Source organism: Rhizobium sp. RSm-3, assembly GCF_001854685.1.
GTDB lineage: Bacteria > Pseudomonadota > Alphaproteobacteria > Rhizobiales > Rhizobiaceae > Rhizobium > Rhizobium ecuadorense.
In genome coordinates this window covers 1-21982 of record NZ_MAWZ01000009.1, presented here as the reverse complement: position 1 = coordinate 21982, position 21982 = coordinate 1, and the positions used below count along the sequence as shown (strand labels likewise).

The 21982-nt window shown below is 63.2% G+C and carries 21 protein-coding genes; 18 read left to right on the top strand and 3 right to left on the bottom strand.

The window, feature by feature from the left end:
* Positions 1-6 precede the first annotated feature (6 nt).
* The 12 genes from BBJ66_RS11320 to BBJ66_RS11270 all read left to right on the top strand — a co-directional run bounded on the left by BBJ66_RS11320 (position 7) and on the right by BBJ66_RS11270 (position 11873).
* Positions 7-321 carry a MocE family 2Fe-2S type ferredoxin gene (locus tag BBJ66_RS11320; RefSeq protein ID WP_049736316.1) on the top strand — a complete coding sequence of 105 codons (315 nt, stop codon included), beginning with the start codon at positions 7-9 and terminating at the stop codon, positions 319-321.
* Between the two features lie 11 nt (positions 322-332).
* Positions 333-1556 carry an NAD(P)/FAD-dependent oxidoreductase gene (locus tag BBJ66_RS11315; RefSeq protein ID WP_071087017.1) on the top strand — a complete coding sequence of 408 codons (1224 nt, stop codon included), beginning with the start codon at positions 333-335 and terminating at the stop codon, positions 1554-1556.
* Between the two features lie 29 nt (positions 1557-1585).
* Positions 1586-2398, top strand: coding sequence for a 3-methyl-2-oxobutanoate hydroxymethyltransferase (locus tag BBJ66_RS11310; RefSeq protein ID WP_071087015.1), 813 nt, complete (start codon positions 1586-1588; stop codon positions 2396-2398).
* A gap of 120 nt (positions 2399-2518) precedes the next feature.
* A complete protein-coding gene (locus tag BBJ66_RS11305) occupies positions 2519-3448 on the top strand; it encodes an NUDIX hydrolase (protein WP_190238083.1) in 930 nt (309 codons plus the stop codon).
* 69 nt (positions 3449-3517) lie between these two features.
* Positions 3518-4489, top strand: coding sequence for a quinolinate synthase NadA (gene nadA, locus BBJ66_RS11300; protein ID WP_049736312.1), 972 nt, complete (start codon positions 3518-3520; stop codon positions 4487-4489).
* Positions 4486-6021 carry an L-aspartate oxidase gene (locus BBJ66_RS11295; RefSeq protein ID WP_071087011.1) on the top strand — a complete coding sequence of 512 codons (1536 nt, stop codon included), beginning with the start codon at positions 4486-4488 and terminating at the stop codon, positions 6019-6021. Before nadA ends, BBJ66_RS11295 begins: the two co-directional genes overlap by 4 nt.
* Positions 5999-6919: a carboxylating nicotinate-nucleotide diphosphorylase gene (gene nadC / locus BBJ66_RS11290; RefSeq protein ID WP_184341520.1), complete on the top strand. Its 921-nt coding sequence runs from the start codon at positions 5999-6001 to the stop codon at positions 6917-6919. Before BBJ66_RS11295 ends, nadC begins: the two co-directional genes overlap by 23 nt.
* Before the next feature lie 304 nt (positions 6920-7223).
* Positions 7224-9176: a BTAD domain-containing putative transcriptional regulator gene (locus BBJ66_RS11285; RefSeq protein WP_071087007.1), complete on the top strand. Its 1953-nt coding sequence runs from the start codon at positions 7224-7226 to the stop codon at positions 9174-9176.
* Positions 9177-9278: 102 nt separating this feature from the next.
* On the top strand, positions 9279-9422 hold the full coding sequence (locus tag BBJ66_RS34935) for a hypothetical protein (protein WP_167347838.1): 144 nt from the start codon (positions 9279-9281) through the stop codon (positions 9420-9422).
* 13 nt (positions 9423-9435) lie between these two features.
* Positions 9436-10800 carry a YcaO-like family protein gene (locus BBJ66_RS11280; protein ID WP_244511654.1) on the top strand — a complete coding sequence of 455 codons (1365 nt, stop codon included), beginning with the start codon at positions 9436-9438 and terminating at the stop codon, positions 10798-10800.
* Positions 10797-11540, top strand: coding sequence for a TfuA-like protein (locus BBJ66_RS11275; RefSeq protein WP_049736307.1), 744 nt, complete (start codon positions 10797-10799; stop codon positions 11538-11540). Before BBJ66_RS11280 ends, BBJ66_RS11275 begins: the two co-directional genes overlap by 4 nt.
* Positions 11541-11606: 66 nt before the next feature.
* Positions 11607-11873, top strand: a complete 267-nt coding sequence (locus BBJ66_RS11270) for a hypothetical protein (protein ID WP_049736306.1) — start codon at positions 11607-11609, stop codon at positions 11871-11873.
* Positions 11874-12057: 184 nt separating this feature from the next.
* Here BBJ66_RS11270 and BBJ66_RS11265 read toward each other — a convergent pair whose 3' ends face one another.
* The 3 genes from BBJ66_RS11265 to BBJ66_RS11255 form a co-directional block, all read right to left on the bottom strand.
* Positions 12058-12462, bottom strand: coding sequence for a helix-turn-helix domain-containing protein (locus BBJ66_RS11265; RefSeq protein ID WP_003563605.1), 405 nt, complete (start codon positions 12460-12462; stop codon positions 12058-12060).
* 203 nt (positions 12463-12665) lie between these two features.
* Positions 12666-13502 carry an amidohydrolase family protein gene (locus tag BBJ66_RS11260; RefSeq protein ID WP_071087003.1) on the bottom strand — a complete coding sequence of 279 codons (837 nt, stop codon included), beginning with the start codon at positions 13500-13502 and terminating at the stop codon, positions 12666-12668.
* Between the two features lie 77 nt (positions 13503-13579).
* Entirely contained in the window at positions 13580-14365 is a 786-nt protein-coding gene (locus BBJ66_RS11255; RefSeq protein ID WP_071087001.1) for an IclR family transcriptional regulator, read from the bottom strand.
* A gap of 301 nt (positions 14366-14666) precedes the next feature.
* Here BBJ66_RS11255 and BBJ66_RS11250 point away from each other — a divergent pair, with 301 nt between their 5' ends.
* The 6 genes from BBJ66_RS11250 to BBJ66_RS11225 form a co-directional block, all read left to right on the top strand.
* Entirely contained in the window at positions 14667-15401 is a 735-nt protein-coding gene (locus BBJ66_RS11250; protein ID WP_049736303.1) for an SDR family oxidoreductase, read from the top strand.
* A gap of 67 nt (positions 15402-15468) precedes the next feature.
* Positions 15469-16746: an L-fuconate dehydratase gene (locus BBJ66_RS11245; protein WP_071086999.1), complete on the top strand. Its 1278-nt coding sequence runs from the start codon at positions 15469-15471 to the stop codon at positions 16744-16746.
* A 245-nt stretch (positions 16747-16991) separates the two neighbouring features.
* On the top strand, positions 16992-19574 hold the full coding sequence (locus BBJ66_RS11240) for a caspase family protein (RefSeq protein WP_071086997.1): 2583 nt from the start codon (positions 16992-16994) through the stop codon (positions 19572-19574).
* Between the two features lie 24 nt (positions 19575-19598).
* On the top strand, positions 19599-19934 hold the full coding sequence (locus BBJ66_RS34735; protein WP_161492674.1) for a hypothetical protein: 336 nt from the start codon (positions 19599-19601) through the stop codon (positions 19932-19934).
* A gap of 14 nt (positions 19935-19948) precedes the next feature.
* Positions 19949-21166 (top strand): methyltransferase family protein, encoded by a 1218-nt coding sequence (locus tag BBJ66_RS11230; RefSeq protein WP_071086995.1) that lies wholly within the window; start codon positions 19949-19951, stop codon positions 21164-21166.
* Between the two features lie 275 nt (positions 21167-21441).
* Positions 21442-21982: helix-turn-helix domain-containing protein (locus BBJ66_RS11225; protein WP_145926487.1), on the top strand; the 541-nt coding region annotated here is incomplete at its 3' end.

Here is a 21982-nt window from a genome sequence, read left to right as displayed (position 1 = left end):
GATGAGATGAGCGGAAACTGGATCGAAGTCTGCGGCAAGGACGAGATCGACGAAGAGGATGTCATCCGCTTCGATCATGGGGGGCGCACCTTTGCTGTCTACCGCAGCCCCGACGACGAATTCTTCGCGACCGACGGGCTCTGCACGCATGAACATATCCATCTCGCCGACGGGCTCGTCATGGAGGAGATCATCGAATGCCCGAAGCATAACGGCCGTTTCAACTACAAGACGGGCGAAGCCAAGGGCGCGCCGGTCTGCGTCAATCTCAAGACCTATCCTGTGAAGGTCGAAGGCGGCAGCGTCTTCATCTCGGTCTGACGGAGGCTGATGTGGCCCATTTCGTTATCTTGGGTGCCGGCGAATGCGGTGCGCGCGCCGCTTTCGCCCTGCGGGAAAGGGGTTTTGACGGCGAAATAACGCTTGTCGGCGCCGAACCCCTTCATCCCTATGAACGGCCGCCGCTTTCGAAGGCGGGTTCCGATGCAAGCGATCCGAAATTCATCGCTGCGGCGGAAAAATACGCCGAAAGCCGCATCCGGCTGCTGACCGGCCTGGAGGCGAAGGAGTTCGACGCGGCATCGAGAACCGTCACGCTTTCCGACGGGACGACGCTTTCCTATGACAGGCTTCTGCTGGCGACGGGTGCCGCCGCGCGTTCGTTCCCCGGCGTCCCGGACGGCACCACCTTTATTCGCTCGCTGAGGACGCATCATGATGCGACGGCACTGCGCAAGACCATGCGGCCGGGGAAGCATATCGCCATCATCGGCGGCGGCTTCATCGGCCTGGAACTGGCGGCGACCGCCCGCCTTCTCGGCGCCGAGGTCACCGTCATCGAGGGGCTGGAACGGGTGCTGAAGCGCGGTGTGCCTGAGGAAATCGCGCACCTGCTGACCGAGCGCCACCGCGCCGAGGGCGTCGATATCCGCTGCGGCATCTCGATCGAGAGGCTGAGCGAGGAAGGCGGAAAGGCCGTGATCCGGTTGTCGGCCGGCGAGGCGATCGAAGCCGATCTCGCCCTTGTCGGCATCGGCGCGCGGCCGAATGTCGAAATCGCCGAAAAAGCGGGGCTTGCACTCGAAAACGGCATTGCCGTCGACAGCTATCTCAGGACCTCGGCGCCGGATGTTTTTGCCGCCGGCGATTGCTGCTCCTTTCCGTTGCCGGTCTATGGCGGCCGCCGGGTGCGGCTGGAATCCTGGCGCAACGCCCAGGAGCAGGGCACATTGGCCGCGGCCAACTTGCTCGGCCGCGACGAAGCCGTTTCATCCGTGCCGTGGTTCTGGTCGGATCAATACGATCTGACGCTGCAGATAGCAGGCCTTGCCGAAGGCGCCGTCACGCATCGGCGCCGCGACCTCGGACCCGGCGCCTTCATTCTGTTCCATCTCGATGCCGACGGACGATTGATCGCCGCCAGCGGCATCGGCCCGGGCAACGCGGTGGCGCGCGATATCCGCCTCGCCGAAATGCTGATCGCAGCGCGCGCCCATCCCGACCCGGCGGCGCTCGCCGCCAGCGACATCAAACTGAAATCCCTGCTGGCCGCCTGAGCCGCCCGATATCCTCAAAGGAAATGACGATGAAGAAACACAAGCGCGCGACCGTCGCCGACCTGCTGGCGGAAAAGGGCAAGCGCCAGCTCACCATGCTGCGCGTCACCTCACTGGAGGAGGCGGAAGCGGCCGAAAAGGCCGGGATCGACATCGTCTCGGTGCCGCCTTCGCTGCTCGGCCCGGTCTTTCGCGAGATCGCGCCGACGCCCTTTGCCATTCCGGGTCTGGAATATGGCGATCTTGTCTCGGCCGAAGATTATCTGCGCGCGGCCTTTGCGGCGCTGAAGGCCGGCGGCGATGCGGTCTATTGCGCCGCCAGCCTGCAGACGATCCGGCGCCTGCGCGACGAAGGCATTCCGGTCTGCGGCCATCTCGGGCTGATCCCCTCGAAGGCGACCTGGACCGGCGGCTTCCGCGCCGTCGGCAAGACGGCGGCGAGCGCGGCCGAGATCTGGCGGCAGACCAAGGCGCTGGAAGAGGCCGGCGCCTTTGCCGCCGAAATCGAAGTCGTGCCGGGCGATGTCGCCGCCGCCATCAGCAGCAATACCTCGATGCTGATGATCTCCATGGGCGCCGGCAGCGGCTGCGACGCCCAGTATCTCTTCGCCGACGACGTGCTCGGCGCCAATCGCGACCACTATCCCCGCCATGCCAAGGTCTATCGCAATTTCGCCACCGAACACGACCGGCTGCAGCGCGAACGCATCGCCGCCTTCACCGAATTCGCCGAGGATGTTCGCACCGGCGCCTACCCGGAAAAACGCCATCTCGTCGGCATCGACGAAGCGGAATTGAAGGCTTTCCTGGATCGGTTGGCGACCGAGACGGGGAATCGTTGAAGTAGTCCCACCTATTCTTTGCCTTCGCTTCGCTCACCCCTCATCTGCCTGCCGGCATCGTCTCCCCGCTGGGGAGAAGGGGGAACCTACCATTGGCTTCCGCTCCCGCCTGTGTCAGGAATGACCCATTCGGAACGGAGTATTCGGTCCCCTGTGACGATCGGCTTTGCGCATGCGGAATTGATTGCGGTGCTCGTCGCGGTGACGGGCGACGAGCCGCGTGTGATGACCATCCGCTCCGGCAATGCGCTGCCGTCCGGCCCCTTCGAAATGGGCCATCGCACCCTGCAATCGGGCCTGCGCGAATGGGTGCAGGAGCAGACCGAGCACCCCGTCGGCTATCTCGAACAGCTCTATACTTTCGCCGACCGCGACCGGAACAACGACATCCCGGGCGGGCGGACGATCTCGATCAGCTATCTCGGTCTCGTCAACGAACAGTCGGGCGCCGGCCGGCCGGGCTGGCACGGCTGGTACGAATATTTTCCCTGGGAAGACCATCGGCAGGGCCGCCCGGCGGTGCTGGATGAGATCATGACGCGCCTGCGGGATTGGGCGGATGTCGATCCTTTCAGGCGCGACCATCGTCATCGCCGGGCGGATTTCACCTTCGGCCTCGACGGCGGCGGCTGGAACGAGGATCTCGCCTTGCAGCGCTACGAACTGCTCTATGAAGCGGGGCTGGTCGCCGAAGCCGGGTGCATCGCCGAAGCCAATCTCGGCCGGGCGATGTTTGCCGATCACCGCCGGATTCTGGCCACAGGCATCGCCAGGCTGCGCGCCAAGATCAAATACCGCCCCGTCGTCTTCGAACTGATGCCCGAAAGTTTCACGCTCTTGCAGCTGCAGCGCACCATCGAGGCACTCGCGGGGCTGACGCTGCACAAGCAGAATTTCCGCCGCCTGATCGAACAGCAGGAACTGGTCGAGGAAACCGGCGGCACGGAAAGCGAAACCGGCGGCCGGCCGGCCAAGCTCTTCCGCTTCCGCCATACCGTGCTCGAAGAACGCGCGCTCGCCGGAACGAAATTACCGCTCTCCCGCAATTGACATATGCTCATGGTGAGAATATCTATTTGCCCATGATATGCTCAAATGGAGCATAATTAGGAGCCGGTCATGAATCACCCTGTTTCCGCATCCTCGCTCTATGAGCGCGTCAGCCGCGTCATTCCCAAAGCCGAATGGATGACCTTCGAAAACGATGTCGACGCCATCCTTGAGCTCAAGCGCCGCCGCAACGCCGTCATCCTCGCGCATAACTACCAGACGCCCGAGATCTTTCATGGCGTCGCCGATATCGTCGGCGACAGCCTGGCGCTCGCCCGCAAGGCGATCGAAGTCGATGCCGACGTGATCGTGCTGGCCGGCGTGCATTTCATGGCCGAGACCGCCAAGCTGCTCAATCCTGAGAAAACCGTGCTGATCCCGGATCTCGGTGCCGGCTGTTCGCTGGCGGATTCGATCACGCCTGAAGATATCGCGCTCTTGCGCCAAGCCCATCCCGGCGTGCCCATCATCACCTATGTCAACACCTCGGCCGCGGTGAAGGCCGCCTCCGACATCTGCTGCACCTCTGGCAATGCCAAGCAGGTGGTGGAATCGCTCGGCGTTCCCAAAGTGCTGATGATCCCGGACGAATACCTGGCGCGCAACGTCGCCCGCGAGACCGATGTCGAGATCATCGCCTGGCACGGACATTGCGAGGTGCACGAACTCTTTACCGCCGACGACGTGCGCCAGCTGCGCGAAAACCATCCCGGCGTAACGGTGCTCGCCCATCCCGAATGCCCGCCCGAGGTGGTGGCCGAAGCCGATTTCGCCGGCTCGACCGCGGTGATGTCGGATTATGTCGGCAGCCGGAAGCCAGCGCGCGTCGTGCTGCTCACCGAGTGTTCGATGAGCGACAATGTCGCCGTGCACCATCCTGACGTCGAGTTCATTCGCCCCTGCAATCTCTGCCCGCATATGAAGCGGATCACGCTGGCCAATATTCGCGGAGCGCTTGAGGAAAACCGCCATGAAGTGACGGTCGATCCGGCGATTGCCGTGGCCGCGCGCCGCGCCGTCGAAAGGATGCTGGCGATATGACCGAGGCTCTCCACAATCTCGCCGGCCGCACGGTGATCGTCGGCAGCGGCCTTGCCGGGCTGATGACCGCACTGACGCTGGCGCCGAAACCTTCCGTCATCGTCACCCGCGCCGCCCTTGGCACGGAGACGTCGAGCGCCTGGGCGCAGGGCGGCATCGCCGCCGGCATGGGCGCCGACGACAGCGCCGAACTGCACCTTGCCGACACGCTCGCCGCCGGTGACGGCCTCTGCGATCCCTCGGTTGCCGCCGGCATCATTGCCGAAGCACCGGCGGCGATCGCAGCGCTGGAGCAAGCCGGCGTGCGTTTCGACCGCAATGCCGCGGGCGAACTTTCGCTCGGGCTGGAGGCCGCCCATAGCCGCCGCCGCATCGTCCATGCCGAAGGCGATGGTTCGGGAGCGGCGATCGTCGCCGCCCTGGTGCGGGCGGTGAAGCAGACACCGTCCGTCACCGTGCTCGAAGGCTTTGAGGCGCGGCGGATCTTGATGGAGGGCGAGCATGTCGCCGGCCTGCTCTGCGCGACCGTGAATGGCGCCGCCATCCTGCCGACATCAGAACTGGTGCTCGCCACCGGCGGCATCGGCGGCCTTTTCGACGCGACCACCAATCCGACGGGCAATTTCGGCCAGGGCATCGCGCTCGCGGCAAGAGCCGGTGCCGATCTCACTGACATGGAATTCGTCCAGTTCCATCCGACTGCGCTCGATTCCCGCCGCCGGCCCTTGGCGCTGGTCAGCGAAGCAGTGCGCGGCGAGGGGGCCTTGCTGGTCAACGAACGCGGCGAACGCTTCATGGCCCGCATCCCGGGCGCCGAACTTGCGCCGCGCGATGTGGTGGCACGCGCCATCAGCGCCGAAATCGCCCGCGGCGGCCGCGTCTTCCTCGATGCCCGCGCGGCACTCGGCAGCCGCTTTGCCGCACGCTTTCCCGTCATCGCAGCCCTTTGCGGCGAGGCCGGCATCGATCCGGCGAACGACCTCATTCCGGTGCGCCCGGCCGTTCACTATCACATGGGCGGCGTCGCCACCGATGCGAACGGCCGCAGCTCGGTTGCCGGTCTCTGGGTCGCCGGCGAAGCGGCTTCGACCGGCCTGCATGGCGCCAACCGGCTTGCCAGCAATTCGCTGCTGGAGGCGGCGGTGATGGGCATGCGGGCGGCGCGCGACATCTCGGCCATGCCAGCGCGCGCTGTCGGCACCATCTTCGCCGATAGACTGCCGGCGCCCGCCGATGCATCGCTCGTCCGGCCGATCGTCTCGCGCCATCTCGGCGTGCTGCGCAATGCCGGCGCCGTTGAGGGCGCGATCGCCGCCTTGCTGCCGTTTGCCGAAGGCGACGGCCCTGCCGCCGATCCCGCTATCGTCGCGCTGCTGATCGCCGTCTTTGCCAGCCTGCGGACGGAATCGCGCGGCGCCCATGCCCGCACCGATTTTCCGCTGAAGCTCGGCGCTGCCGAGCGCTGCCGCATGCGCCTTTCCCAAGCGCTGGAGATCGCCCGCGTGCCCTATGCCCTTGCCAGGAGTGCCTGAGATGAACCTCGTCCCGCTTCCGCGCCTGATCGTCGAACCCTTGGTCCGGGCAGCCCTGCTCGAAGATCTCGGCCTTGCCGGCGATATCACCTCGGCCTCGGTCATCCCCCACGATCACCGCTCGACGGTGGTGATGGCCGCCCGCCAGCCGGGCGTCATCGCCGGTCTGGATGCGGCCGAACTCGCCTTCGCCCTCGTCGATCCCGAGATCACCCTGCGCCGCCATCTCCAGGACGGTGACGCGGTCAAGCCCGGCGACGTGATCGCCACCATCGAAGGTCCATCCCGCGGTCTGCTGACGGGCGAGCGCACCGCGCTGAATTTCCTCGGCCATCTCTCCGGCATCGCGACGGTCACGGCAGAGATTGCCGCCGCCATCCGCGGCACCAAAGCCTCCGTTGCCTGCACCCGCAAGACGACGCCGGGGCTGAGAGCGCTGGAGAAATATGCGGTGCGGGCCGGCGGCGGCATGAACCACCGGTTCGCGCTCCATGACGCGGTGCTGATCAAGGACAATCACGTCGCCATTGCAGGCGGCGTCACCGAGGCGATCCGCCGGGCACGCGCCGGCATCGGTCATCTGGTGAAGATCGAGGTCGAAGTGGACACGCTCGACCAGCTGCGCGAAGCGATGGAGACCGGCGTCGACGCCGTTCTGCTCGACAATATGACGCCGGATCAGCTGCGCCAGGCCGTCGCCATCGTCGCCGACCGGGCGATCACCGAGGCCTCCGGCCGGGTCACGCCGGCAACGGCCGCCGCAATCGCCGCCTCCGGCGTCGACCTCATTTCCGTCGGCTGGCTGACGCATAGCGCCCCGGTACTGGACATCGGGCTCGATTTCGTCGAGGCGGCCGCGGCGGAAACAAGCCCGAAACGGGTTGCGCAGATGCTCTAACTATTTAATTTAGAACAGGATTCAGATTTTACTCCGATCCGGCCTAAAATCATCCTGTTCTACTCTGCTGGCTATGAAGGCCAGCCGCGGCTCAAACAACTCCTCGCCGGAGAAGGTCCACAGCACCTTAATCGGCAAGTGTTGGCGAAGCATCTTCTCGGCGAGCGGCACGCGAAAATGCAAATATTCGCTGAAACTTCTTCTCTTTATAGCAAAAACCGCTATGCGCGGCGCTCTTATAGCTCTAACGTGTTTTCGCGACCGCTACGTTTGCGCGCCATGGCTTTCAGGGGTGAGAACCGGGATGCAACGGAGATCCGGACTGATGTCGAAGAACAGGCTGTGCCTGCTCGGAAGACCGAGGCTGCTGGCAACGGGGAGGGAACTCCCTTTGCCGGAGAAGTCTTATTTTCTCCTCGCCATGCTCGCCGCCGAAGCCAATCTCGAACTCGACCGCGAAACCGTCAGGCGACAGCTCTGGCAGTCGGAACTGCCGGAAAAACGGGCAGGCAGCCTGCGCCAGCTGCTGTCGCGCATCGAGCAGAGCATTCCCGCCGACCTTCCGCCGCTGCTTGCCGCGACCCGAACCCATATCGGGCTTGCGGATGGCTGGGAGGTCGACGTTCATATCCTGAAACAGAAAGGGCCGCTCGCCCCCGAAGACAGCGATATGCTGAACGGCGAACTGCTGGAAGGCGCCAAATCGCCGACGCAGGGTGCCGAGGACTGGCTGACCTTTGAACGCCAGCGGATCGACGAATGGCGCTCGACCCATCTGACGCGGCTGATCGAAACATCGGAAGACAGGTCCGATGACGAGCAGGTCGCGCTTGCCAGGCGCCTGCTGGAACTCGATCCTGCCAGTGAGACGGCCTATCGCGCCCTGATGCGCACCCATGTCAGGATGAACGATCCGGCTGCGGCCCGCCAGGCCTATCTGAAATGCAAGAGCCAGCTGAAAGACGAGTTCGACACCGAGCCGGAGGAAAGCACCACAGCACTCGCCCGCGAACTCGGCCTGATTCCGGCGGCACAGGCAGCCGCGTCGGAGCGCCCGCCTGTGCCTGGAGTGTTTGGCGATCTCCTCGGCCAGCCGCGCATCATCATCCTGCCGCCGGAAAGCATCTTCACCGATCCGCTGATGGAGCGTGTCGGCAGAGCGCTTCTCGAAGACGTCACCATCGGCCTCAGCCAGCAGCGCGGCTTCAAGGTGATCGCGGCGCATACGAGCCTCGAAATCCTCAGCCGCTCGATCGATCCGGCACGTGCCGTGTCCGGCCCGCTCGACCTCAGCTTCGACTATGCGGTTTATGTCACCATCCAGGGCCGCGACGAGGACGTCTTTGCCACCTGCCGGCTGACGCGGACGACGACGTCCGAAGTGATCTGGGCGCTGGAACTGCCGCTGGTGATGCAGAAGATCAGCGAATCCTTCGCGCATCTGACGCGGCGGATCGTCTCCTCGCTCGCCGACACGATCGAGCGCCACGAACTGGCGATGCCGATCGGCGAGGCGCCGGCCTCCGCCTATCGCCTTTACCTGGAAGGCAAGCGGCTGATCGCCCAGACCGACCTGCAGCATCTGCGCCAGGCGCGAAAATGGTTCAAATCCTCGCTCAATCGTTATGAGCATTTCTCCGCCGCCCATGCCGGTGTGTCGCGGGCACTCGGCATGGAATGGCTGATCCGCGGGATGCGCGACACCGACCTGCTCGATGAGGCGAACGGCGCCGCCCGGCAGGCACAGCAGTCCGACCCGAACAGCGGCCGGGCCTATCGCGAGCTCGGTTTTGTCGCGCTTTATCGGCGCCGCTTCGACGAAAGCCTCGAATATTTCCAGCAGGCACAGGATCTCAATCCCAACGATGCCGATATTCTCGCCGATTTCTCCGACGCACTTTCCCATGACGGCGATTTCGACCGGGCGCTGGAGCTCAGCCGTGCAGCCTTCAAGCTCAATCCGCTGCCGCCGGACTATTATTACTGGAACCTCGGCGGCATCCACTTCATGCGCGAGGAATATGAAAAGGCGATCGACGCGCTGGAACCGGTAAAGACGAAACAGGCGACCGCCCGCCTGCTCGCCGCCTCGCATGCCATGTCGGGCAATACCGGCAAGGCCCACAGCTACGCCAGAACGGTTCTGGACAACTTCCCCGATTTCCGCAGCGAGGACATCCGTCATTTCGTCCCCGATCGCGATCCCGCCTTTACCGAACCGCTGATAAAGGGCCTGCAACTGGCCGGTCTTCCCTGATAGACCGCCTTTTAACGAAGCCTGTAACGCTTAAATGACGCAGGCAATGTTTCCCTCTGATGGTTAACGGCAGCGCGCTGCCCAACCAATCGGAGATGGAACATGAAGACGAATGCTGAAAGCACTGCAGTTCAGACCCAGTCCCTGCGCTTCTCTGCAGCCGCCAGAGCAGCGATGAAACAGGACGAACTCAACGTTTCCGCCAATGCGCTCGAAAGCCTGACGCACGCGCTGAGGTTCCGTTAAGGGCGAGATTGGTATGTCCGCTTTCGCCGATCTAGAGCAATTCCAGCAAAAATGTGAAGTGGTTTTGCGTCCGGGATTGTGTGAAAACAAAGAAACAGAGCATTTTCGTGATCCGAAGAAAAACGGAAATGCTCTCGAAACGCTCGCCGATGACCTCGAACGATCATCGGCCGGCGTCAGCGAGTATCATGACCGCGCCGTCACGCCGGCGCAGACCCTTGCAGCCATCAGGCCGCATCTGCGCGAATTCGGCATTACCCGCGTCGGCCTGTTGACCGCGCTCGACGTCCTGAACATCCCTGTCGCTTTCGCCACGCGGCCGAACAGCCATACGCTCTCGGTCTTTCAGGGCAAGGGCATCGACAATGACGCCGCCATGACCTCGGCCGCCATGGAAGCGATCGAGACGCGGATCGCCGAAATCCCACCCGCCGACCTGACGCTGGCGACGGTCGAGGGCATCCGGGCCGAACATGCCGCCATGATCGATCTCGACAATGTCGCACGCTGCGCACCCGACGAGATCGGCACAGGCCTCATTCCCTGGTGCTCCGGGCTCGACATTCTTTCCGGCAGCAGCGTCTTCGTGCCCTGGTGGCTCGTCGGCCTCGACCACCGCGGCGAGCGGCCGCCGGGCTTCGAGCAGTCGAGCGACGGGCTCGCCTCCGGCAACACGCCGTCCGAAGCGGTCCTGCATGGGCTTTGCGAACTGGTGGAACGCGACGCCTGGGCCCTGACCCAGCTGAAATCGCCACAGCGGCTGAAGGAAAGCCGCATCGACCCCGCCTGCTTCGGCGATGCGGTCATCGATATCATGACCGATCGGATCACCCGCGCCGGCATGCGGCTGCTGCTGCTCGACATGACCACCGATATCGGCGTGCCTGCCTTTCTCGCCGTCATCATGCCCGGCAATCTTTCCGACCGCGTCGATGCGCGCTGGGCCCATGTCTGCGGCGGCTGCGGCTGCCATCCCGACCCCGTGCGCGCCGCGCTGCGCGCCATCACCGAAGCGGCGCAGAGCCGGCTGACCGCGATTGCCGGCAGCCGCGACGATTTTTCGCCGCGCGTCTATCAGCGGCTCGACCGGAGCGAGGCGATGCAGCAGGTGGTCGAGCTCTGCGAGGGCGACGGCCGGATGCGCCCGTTCCAGGCCCGCCATCCCCGCGCGGCGACGATCCAGGACACCATCGGCCAGATTGCCGGCCGGCTGGCGGCAACCGGCATCGAGCAGATCGTCGTCGTGCCGTTTGCGCATCGGGTCCTGCCCGTCTCCGTCGTCAGGGTGATCGTGCCGGGCCTGGAGGTCGATATCTCGGGCCAGTACATCCAGCTCGGCATGCGGGCGGTCAACACGATGAGAGGAGCCCAGTCATGAAGGTGCTGTTCGTCGGCCCGAGCCTTGGCAGCGATCTCGCGGCGGCGAGAGCCATGTCCCCCCGCATCGATTTCCGGCCGCCGGCCGCCTGCGGCGACATCCTGAAGGCCGTTCACGACGGCGCCACCGCCATCGGCCTCGTCGACGGTTATTTCGGCGACCTGCCCTCGGTCTGGCACAAGGAAATTCTGTTCGCGCTCGAGCATGATGTCGCCGTTGCCGGCGGCGCCAGCATGGGCGCGTTGCGGGCGGCCGAATGCGCGCCCTTCGGCATGGTCGGGCTTGGCTCGATCTTCGAAGATTACGAGGCCGGGCGGCTGCTCGACGACGAAGCCGTCGCGCTGGTGCATGCGCCGCAGGCGCTCGGCTGGCTGCCGCTTTCGGTGCCCTGGGTCGATTTCGAGCCGACCGTTGATGCGCTTTTTGCCGGTGGCGAGATCTCGTCAGGCGAGCGCAAGAAACTGCTGCTTGCCGGCCGTTTCCTGCATTTTTCCGAGCGCACCTATGCCAAGGTCGTCGACGAGTGCCATTTCCGCAAGCCGCGCCGCGACCAGATCCTCGCCGCTGTCCGCCAGCATCGCGTCGAGCGCAAGCGCAGCGACGCCCGGCTGGTGCTGGATTGGCTGCGCCGGGACGAATTCCTGCCCGTCAACCGTGACTGGCGCTTTGCCGCAACCTCGCATTGGGAGCTGCTGCACGCCGAAGTCACGCGCAATGCGGTTGCTGTAACGCTTGAATAACGGTCACGGCGGAAAGATGCAGTGGTGATGGAATCGTAGGGTTTCACGGCCAAAGGGGCGGGACCGATGTTTGAACAACGCAACGAAGGTACAGGCAGCGAATACGCAAGGATCTTCCGGCTGCTGTCGGCGGCCAAGGAGGAGGCTGAAAAGCTTCAGCTGCGTAATCTGATGCACCTGACGAACATGGCGCTGCTGCAGGTCGCCATCGATTGGGACGGCATAGATCCCGACAGGGAGCTAGACGTCAATCTCGAAAAACTGCTCGGCAGCAAAGCCAAGATCGCAATGAAGGATGCCAGCGAGAATCTGATCCTGATCGATCGCCACTGATCCCGATCGATCCCTGATTGATCCCGATCAATCCCTGATTGATCTCAATCGATCCCTGATCGATCCCGATCGATAGCCAGTGGTCGCGATCGGTCCCCGGTCGATACTATCGACCACGATCGCCACCCCCGATCACCGATCGATCATCATGCGGCTTGCCCGGACCGCGTGAAGATCAGGAGTGTTATTCTGCCGCGTCGCCTTCCAGCTGTTCGGTATGCGCGATCGCTTGGACGAGCTTCAGGATCTTCTTGCGAAGAGCTTCGTTCTTGATCGAAAAGAACGCCGCATTGAGCAGCACGCCTTCGCGCGAGATGATGAATTCCTCGCTGGGAGCAGGGTTGTCGTTGGCCGTATCGGGGGTCGACAGATCGTCGAAAAACGTCCTGACGTCGACCTTCAGCGCGCCGGCGATTTCAACCAGCATGCTGGCGGAAACGCGGTTCGAACCCTTTTCGTATTTCTGGATCTGCTGGAACGTTACACCAACCCGATCGCCCAGTTCCGTCTGAGAAACTTTCCTCAACAAACGCTGGATACGGATGGTCTTTCCGACGTGAACATCGACGGAATGCGGTTCTTCTTTCATTTTTTCCCTCCTGAGGACACCGGATTAGAAGTATTCGCCAAATCCGTGTCTGACAACTTTTACCTGAGATGGCTAAAGCTAGCAATTGCCTGGTGGTAAGTCGTCCCAAACCGAAACACCGCGTCGCTTCATCCTTACAGAAGCAAAAGACATGCCAAAGTAGCACTTTTATTAGGCACAGCACATCATGTGATTTCGTGACCTCAAAGCGCCCAAAGACGCTGTGCATTGGCGAAAAGCAGCTTGGACCGCTCCGCCTCGCTGCTGCCGGAGAGCACGGCATGGGTCGCGGCGACCCAGGTGGACAAGCCGCCGCCGAGCGTGCAGACCGGCCAGTCGCTGCCCCAGACGACGCGATCCCAGCCGAAATTTGCAATCACGTGTTCGATATAGGGCTGCAGCGTCTGCGCCGTCCATGTCCTGGCATCGGCATAGGCAACGACGCCGGAAACCTTGCAGACGACGTTCGACCGCCGGGCGATCTCCGATATGCCGGCCTTCCACGGCTCGAAGGCACCGGAGCGGATATCGGGCACGCCGCAATGGTCGAGTACGAACTGCACATCCGGCGCGAGATCGATGAGGGCCGTGACGCGGCCGGCCTGGTGCGGCAATGTGCAAAGGTCGAAGGTCAGGCCGCTGCCGCCGATGCGGCGGATGTTTTCGCGGAACAAGGCGCCTTCCGACACGTCGTCGGGCACGACATGCAGCACGCGGCGGAATCCCTTGACGAAGCGATCGGCCTTTTGCCGTTCGAGATAGGCGGCAAAGTCTTCTTCCTCCGGCCGGCAGGAGACGATGGCGCCGGCAATCAGGCTGCCTGTCTTCCCCGCGATGCCGGCAATGTGGTCGGTCTCGCCCTGCATGGCGGCGGGATCGACATCGACCTCCATGTGCAGGGCCGTGGTGATGCCGCAGCGCCGCGCCTCGGCCGCATAGGTCTCATAGAGAAAATCACGATCGAGATCGGGCACCTGGGAAAGCCAGGGATAGGGCAGTGCCGAGCGATCGATAATGTGCAGATGGGTGTCGATGAGCACGCTTTTCTCCTCCAAGCCAGGCTGTGCCGCAAGCTATCCCCGGTGAATGGATTGTTCAAATAGAAATTGCCGCCCGTTCAGGCAGGGCTTACGACGTCGGCGCCGGCCAGCAGCGAAAGCTGGTTGGCGGTCTTTTGCACCAGCATGATCGCCTGGCTGATATCGGGTGCTGCCGGCGCATTGACGAGCGCGATGAAGGGGCAGGTGAGGGCGGCGATGCAGCGCCCGTCCGGCCCGAGGACCGGTGCGGAGAGATTATAGACGCCGGAGGTCTGGGCGCTAGCCATCATCTCGTAGCCGCGCTCGCGGATCTGGTCGAGACGATCGTAGAAATCGGGGCCGAGTTCTATCTCCGCGCGGCTGCGCACATGTTCGGAGATCATCATCTCCCGCTCCTCCGGGCTGCGGAAGGCGAGCAGCACATGCCCAGAACCGGTGTCGAACAGGCTGATATGGGCGCCGATGCGGATCGAGAAGCCCCAATAGTCCGGCGCCTCCTGCTGGGCGATGACGACAGCCGCGCCGCGATCGAAAACGGCGAGGTGATTGGCCTGGCGCGAGCGCTGGGCGAGATCGCGCATCAGCGGCGTGGCGTAGGAGGCGAGTCGGCGCACCGGGGTGTGCAGTTGCGCCAGACCGAAGAGCTTCAGCGTCAGCGAATAGCGGTCGCCGTCCAGCCGGGTGACGTAGCCGCGACGCACCAGGCGGTCGAGCATGCGGTAGAATTCATTGGGGCTGCGGTCGAGCCGCTTGGCGATATCGGCCTGAGTGAGGCCGCTGTCGACGCCGGCGAGCAATTCCAGGATATCGAGGCCCTTGTCGAGCGCAGGAGCGCGGTAGCGGTCTGACTCGTCGGTCTCCATTCCTTCCTCCTGTGAATATCATCCTGCATATACGCAGAACCGCAGCCGGAAAAGGAAAAGTTTGCGCTTGACCCTTGGCTAATCGTCTGTTTGTCTATAAACAGACAAATCATCACTGAAGACGCAGCTTGACATTGGGTGAGAAATCGCACGCGGAAAACACGGCAGGCTTGCCAGCGCCATCTTGCCGGAGGGCAGCCACAGCGCGCAAAATAGAAAAGGGTGAATGCCCGAGCCTTCGCCAAGACATGAAACTGCATTCGATCGTTCGGCACAGACAATTCCAGAAGAGGCCCGTGACATGACAAACAGACTTTCCGGCAAGACCGTTCTCATCACCGCCGCCGGCCAGGGCATCGGCCGGGCGACGGCGATAGCCTTTGCCGCGGTCGGCGCCAAGGTCCACGCGACCGACATCAATACCGGCGCACTGGCGACGCTTGCAGCAGAAACCGGGGTGTCCACTCATCAGCTGAACGTGCTCGAAGAAGATGCGGTCAAGGCTCTCGTCGCCGACATCGGCGCTGTCGACGTGCTGTTCAACTGCGCCGGCTTCGTTCACGCCGGCTCGATCCTGGAGATGAAGGATTCCGATTTCGAATTTGCCCTCGACCTCAACGTCAAGGCGATGATCCGCACCATCCGCGCCGTGCTGCCCGGCATGCGGGAGCGCAAGGACGGGTCGATCATCAACATGGCCTCGGTCGCCTCCAGCATCAAGGGCGTCCCGAACCGCTTCGCCTATGGCGTCACCAAGGCGGCGGTCATCGGGCTGACCAAATCCGTTGCCGCCGATTATGTCGCCGAGGGCATCCGCTGCAACGCCATCTGCCCGGGCACGGTGGAAAGCCCGTCGCTGCAGGACCGCATGCGCGCCCAGGGCGATTATGACGCGGCCCGCGCCGCCTTCATCGCCCGCCAGCCGATGGGCCGGCTCGGCTCACCTGAGGAGATCGCCGATCTCGCCGTCTATCTGGCCGGCGCCACCTATACGTCGGGCCAGGCGATCGCCATCGACGGCGGCTGGACGATCTGATTTCGGCCAAGGAAGCCGGCCGGCAGCCCTGCCGGCCATCCGGCTATTGCAATTTGGGAGAACAACCATGACCCGCATCACCGACCTTCGTGTCTTCGATCTCCGCTTTCCCACCTCGCAGAGCCTGGATGGATCGGATGCGATGAACCCCGATCCGGACTATTCGGCCGCCTACGTCATTCTCGATACCGATGCGCCCGGCCTTGCCGGCCACGGCCTGACCTTCACCATCGGCCGCGGTAACGACATCTGCTGCATGGCGATCGAGGCGATGCGCCATCTCGTCGTCGGCACCGATCTTGCCGAAGTGCTCGCCCATCCCGGCAAATTCTGGCGGCATCTGACGAGCGACAGCCAGTTGCGCTGGATCGGCCCGGAGAAGGGCGCCATCCATCTGGCGACCGGCGCGGTCGTCAACGCCGTCTGGGATCTGCTTGCCAAACAGGCGGGAAAACCGGTCTGGCGCCTCGTCGCCGAGATGTCGCCTGAGGAGATCGCCGATATCGTCGACTACCGCTATCTCACCGATGTGCTGACGCGTGAGGAGGCGGTCGAGATCCTGAAGCGCGCCGAAGCCGGCAAGGCCGAACGCATCGCCATCCTCGAAAAGGAGGGTTATGCCTGCTATACCACCTCGGCCGGCTGGCTAGGCTATGAAGACGAAAAGCTGCGCCGCCTCTGCAAGGAAGCGATCGACGCCGGCTTCAACCATATCAAGATGAAGGTCGGCCGCGACCTGGAAGACGATATCCGCCGTCTGAGGATCGCCCGCGAGGTGATCGGTCCCGACCGTTATCTGATGATCGACGCCAACCAGGTCTGGGATGTCGGCCAGGCGATCGACTGGGTCAAGGCGCTTGCCCCGGCCAAGCCCTTCTTCATCGAGGAACCCACAAGCCCCGACGACGTCGCCGGCCACCGCAAGATCCGCCAGGCGATTGCGCCGGTGAAGGTCGCGACCGGCGAGATGTGCCAGAACCGCATCATGTTCAAGCAGTTCATCGCCGAAGGCGCGATCGACATCGTCCAGATCGATTCCTGCCGCATGGGCGGGCTGAACGAGGTTCTCTCCGTGCTGCTGATCGCCGCCAAGTTCGGCCTGCCGGTCTGGCCGCATGCCGGCGGCGTCGGCCTCTGCGAATATGTGCAGCATCTGTCGATGATCGATTACGTCGCAGTATCGGGCACCAAGGAAGGCCGCGTCATCGAATATGTCGACCACCTGCACGAGCATTTCCTCGACCCCTGCCGGATCGAGAACGCCGCCTACATGCCGCCCAGCCTGCCGGGCTTCTCGATCGAGATGAAACCGGCCTCGATCAGCAACTATACGTTTCCAGGCTAAGAAAACTTCGCCCGCGCTGACGTATCCGCTGCCGGCCGCAGGATAATTTCCTGATGCCGACAGTCTTTCCCGCAGCCGACGGGCTTCCAATCTGACGGGACTGCTCCAATTCACTTGGAGGCGGGCGAAGCTTGCTTTTTTTAGCGGTGAGGAATATTTTCAAAGGGTGAATGCGGAGGGGGCCCAGCACCAGCAGGCCAGCAAATTTTATTGAACTTAAACAATAGAATGTTTGCGATCGAGCCATGCCCAAGTTTCACCACATCAGGAGACTGTGCGCCTATCTGCTGACCATCGCAGCAATACTGCTGTCGACGGCCACCGCATATGCCGCCATCACGGAAGGTGAAAACGGCCGCCGCGTCGCGCTCGTCATCGGCAACTCGGTCTATAAGACGCTGCCCTCGCTTCCCAATCCCGCCAATGATGTCGAAGAGGTCGCCAACACGCTGCGCTCGGCCGGTTTCGACGTGACGATCGGCGTCAATGTCGACCGCATCGGGCTCGAGGATACGGTGCGCCGCTTCCTGCGTTCGACCAGCAATGCCGAGGCCGGCCTGATATATTATTCTGGCCACGGCATCCAGGTGGGCGGGCAGAATTTCATCGTGCCGGTCGATGCAACGCTGGAGACGCCCTATGACGTCGAGACGCAGACCATGCCGCTCGACCTCATCCTCAACCATCTCAAGCAGAATTCGCGGGTGCAGCTGATCTTCCTCGATGCCTGCCGCAACAATCCCTTCAATGCCCAGAAATTCTGGATGGCGGAAAAGCTCGAACCGGTCGGCGCCACCCGCGGCCTTGCCCGCATCGACAGCGATCTCGGCAGCCTGATCGCCTTCTCAACAGAACCGGGCCAGGTGGCGCTCGATGGCGCCGGGGCGCTCAGCCCCTATTCCGAATCCTTCATCAAACGCGCCAGCGAACCGAACAAGGAAATCCGCCAGGTGCTGACCGATGTCCGTCGCGATGTGATCGCCATGACCGGCGGCAAGCAGGTTCCCTGGGAAAACTCCTCGTTGATGGACAGCTTCTATTTCATCCCGGCGCCGCCGCCGCCGAGCGTCGAAGCGATGCAGCAGGTGAGCGTGCCGGAAGGGGCTGCCGCCACCAAGCTGCCGATCGCCCCGCCGCATGACGAGACCGGCTCGACGCTGCTCGTCACCCTCAACCAGCTCCCACAGACCGGCAAGCTCAGCTTCGACGGCAAACCGGTCGAGCAGGGCGCCAAGCTGCCGGCCGCGGCGCTGACGGCGCTGACTTATGATTCCTCGGGTGTCGCCGCCGGAACTGTCGGCCTGATCGGCTATAGCGTCAGCGATCCTTATGGTCAGGCGACGCAGGGCGTCGTCGCGATCACCGTGGCGGCGGATGCCGGCGCCAAGCTCGCCCAGCTCGAACAGCAAAAGCAGGTGCGGCTTGCCGATGCCGATGCCTATCTGAAAACGCTGCCGCGCGACGTGAGCACCACGATCGGCGTCGGCCCGGTCGCGGCCAGCCTGCCGGTCGTTCCGGCATCGGCGGCGGAGATGACCTTCAAGGTCGTGGCCTTGCCCGACAAGGGCACGCTGCGCGCCGGAGACCGGGTGATCGGCCTCGGCCACGTGCTTGAGGCAGCCGATATTCCTGGCCTTTCCTACGAGCCGCAGATCGGCACGGAAAACCAGCCGTTCGCCCTGACGCTACAGGCCGCCAACGACAACCTGCCGCCGGCGACCGTCACCTTCAAGCCGGTGCTCGACGCCTGCGACAGCGCAGCCGCAGCACCCCTCGACCTGCAGGGCGTGACTGCGGGCAAACTGCCGAACGAGATCGACCCCGACGAGGCGCTGCCGGCCTGCAGCGAGGCGATAAAGGCCTATCCCGAGGTGGCGCGCTTCGTCTACCAGCTCGGCCGCGCCCAGCTTGCCAACCGCGACACCAAGGCCGCTTTCGCGACGATCAAGAAGGCGGTGGATGCCGGGCATGTGCGGGCTATCCAGGAACTGTCAAGACTTTACGAGTTCGGCGCCTCCGTTCCGCGCGATGCAGCCAAGGCCAGCGAGATCGCCAAGGCCGGCGCGGCCAAGGGCGATCCCTTTGCCCTGCACAGCTACGGCAAAGCCCTCTACCACGGCCGCGGCACCAAGGCCGATCAGCAGCTGGGATTGCGCCTGATGCTGCAGGCCGCCGATCTCGGCCATACCTATGCGATGAACGAACTCGGCTACATCTTCCTGAACGGAGTCAACGTTCCGGCCGACCCTGAGCGCGGTATTCGTTTCTATGAGGCCGGCGCCGAACGGAACGACATCTACTCGCTGAACAATCTTGCCCTGGTCTATCGCTTTGGAAAAGGTGCCCCTCAGGACCTTACCAAGGCACTTGACCTTTTCACCCGGGCTGCAGAAGGCGGACAGCCTCATGCCCCGACAAACCTCGGGCGCATGTATCGTGACGGTGTTGGCGTTGCCGCAGACAAGACGCAAGCTGTGAAGTGGCTGGAGATGGGCGCCGAACGCGGCGACTATTGGGGTGCTCTCGACCGCGCCGTTCTGGCGAAGCAAGAAGGAGCGGAGGCGGACGGCCTTGCGACCGCGGCGCGTTATTTTGCGCTGGCGACCGCCATCAATATGCCGGGCAGCGGCGATCCGAAGAACCAGGCTTTGGCGGAACTCAAGAAGCTGCCCAATGCTGCGAAAAAGAACGCGGAGGCCGCCTTTACCGCCGAGCTGACCGCTCAGGAGCAAAAAACAATTCCAAAATCCAAGTCGATCGATGACAGGCTAGTCAAGCTCGCCAAGGCGACATGGGTAAAACGAAATCCGAGGTACGATCTCTTCTGAAACGGCGATCCGGGGGCGCCCTACATGAAAAGCAAGCTCATCATTCGTGTCCTATTGTGCTCTACCTTCATCGCCGGCTCAGCCGCAATCCTGCAGAGTTGTGTGTTCGACCCAGGCGCCAAGACGCTGTTCGCCAATGAAGAGCCGATTAGGAATACCCCGAACGCCACGCCGACCAGGAAAACAACGCCCACCGTCAAGAAAGTTGTTGCAAAGAGCAATGAGACGGCTTTCGGCCGTTCAGGCAATGACTCCGGTTCGAATTCCGGCTCCGGTTCCGGCGGCATGGGCGGCGGCTCATCGAGTTCCGGCAGTTCTTCTAGCTCGGGCAACTCTTCGAGCGGCGGCCCATCCTGGTAGGGGCAGGATCCTTCATGATTCAAGCTGCGACCCTTATCGGAGGCGTCGCCGGCATTGCGCTCTCGAACTATCTGCTCCTTGAACCCGGCAAGGCGATGGCGCTTGCGCTGTTCTGCCTTCTCTTGGTTTGGATCGTCGTTGATGGCATGCCGGCCGCCCGAGTGGGCTGGGCGTCGAGACAGAGGCGGAACGAAGCTTCGGCCCTCTTCTGGCGGCGCATCGGGACCAAGTTTGTCGGCATTGCCGCGCTTTTGGGTGCGGTCGTCATCGCCTGTTCCGTCTTTCCGTTTTTCACGCAGTCGTCGGCGATCCAATGGTTCATCGAGGCCCGCCATACCACCATCCCCATCTCCATCACCCTTGCCGGCGCCACCATTCTCTATGTCGCGGTCACCGATCGCGTCGCCGACGAGCCCGACGATTATCTCCATCAGGTCGGGCGTGCGGTGCTGATGCAGGATTTTCGCGAAGCGGACGTGCTGTTCGCATTGCGCCTGCTGGCGATCAAATGCTTCTTCCTCGTGCTGATGTTTTCCAGCGGCATAGCCGCGCTTTCCGACCTTGCCGAAAAGCCCGCCTGGCTGTTTGCCCCACTTTCAGCCGCCTGGTTCGAAGGCCTGCTGCGGCTTGTCCTGCTTCTCGACGTCATCCTGGCTGCCGGCGGCTACATCGCCACCTTCAAACTGTTCGGATGGCATGTCAGGGCGACGGAGACGACGGCGCTCGGCTGGCTCGTCTGCCTCATCTGTTATGAGCCGTTCTTCCCGGCGATTTCGCATGCCTTCGTGCCCTATGGCGACGGGCCGGGTTGGGAAAGCGTGATCCAGGAGGGATCGGTGGTCTACATCCTCTGGAGCGTTGCGACGCTGTTCTGCGCCGTAATCTACGTCTGGGCGACCATTGCCTTCGGGCCGCGATTTTCCAACCTGACGCATCGCGGCATCATCACCTCAGGCCCCTACCGCTTCATCAAACATCCGGCCTATGTCTCGAAGAACATCTCCTGGTGGCTGTTTGCGACCCCGAGCTTCATCGCCAGCGGCCTTACCGAAGGACTGGCGCGGGCCGGCATGCTGGCGATCGTCAGCCTGATCTATCTGCTGCGCGCGCAGGCCGAAGAGCGCATGCTCAGCCAAGATCCCGCCTATCGGGACTACGCCGAGACCGTCGCCGCAAATGGGCTTCTGGCGATGGCGAAGCGTCGTCTGGCGCCGACCGCGCCACGCGTCTGAAAAGGCATAGGATGTAGGGCAGGGGAGGCAGACGATCTGCGAGGTCGGCCCCTCATCCGCCTGCCGGCACCTTCTCCCCGTTTTACGGGGAGAAGGGTGTATGCCGCAGCCTCTCCGTCCCTCACCAACGTCTCGTGGGGCACGTCCCCTCTCCCCGTTTTACGGGGAGAGGGTTAGGGTGAGGGGCAGCCATGGGTACAGCCCGGGCAGATCCCTGACAGAATGAACCGGGTTGATGGTTGACAAGTCATAGTGCATCGGAGGGAGGGCTTCCGATGCCATTTGTGGAGACTTGTCGCATGGAAGAACGTGTTCGGATGCTGTCGGACTATGTTTCGGGGCATTGGAGTGTGAGTGATCTTTGCCGTCGTTACGGTGTGAGCCGGGAGACATTTTACGCCTGGCGCAAGCGGCAGATGAGCGGTGCGGAAGACTGGTTTGTCGACCGCTCGCACGGTACGGTTTCGTGCCCACATCGCACGCCGGCAGCCCTTGTCGATCAGGTGATTGCGCTGCGTCAGCGGTTTCCGCATATGGGGCCGCGCAAGCTTTTGGCATTGTTGCGGCGCCAGTCGGCGCAGACATCTTGGCCGGCGGCCTCGACGATCGGCGACATCCTCAAACGGGCAGGTCTTGTGGAGACTTCCAGGCGGCGGCGCAGGGCCCTGGATCAGGGTCGCCCGTTCAGCGAGGCAAGACAAGCCAATGATGAATGGAGCGTGGACTTCAAGGGCTGGTTCCGCACCCGCGACCAGCAGCGCATCGATCCGCTGACGATCAGCGACAGCTACAGCCGGTTTCTGATCGATGTGCGCA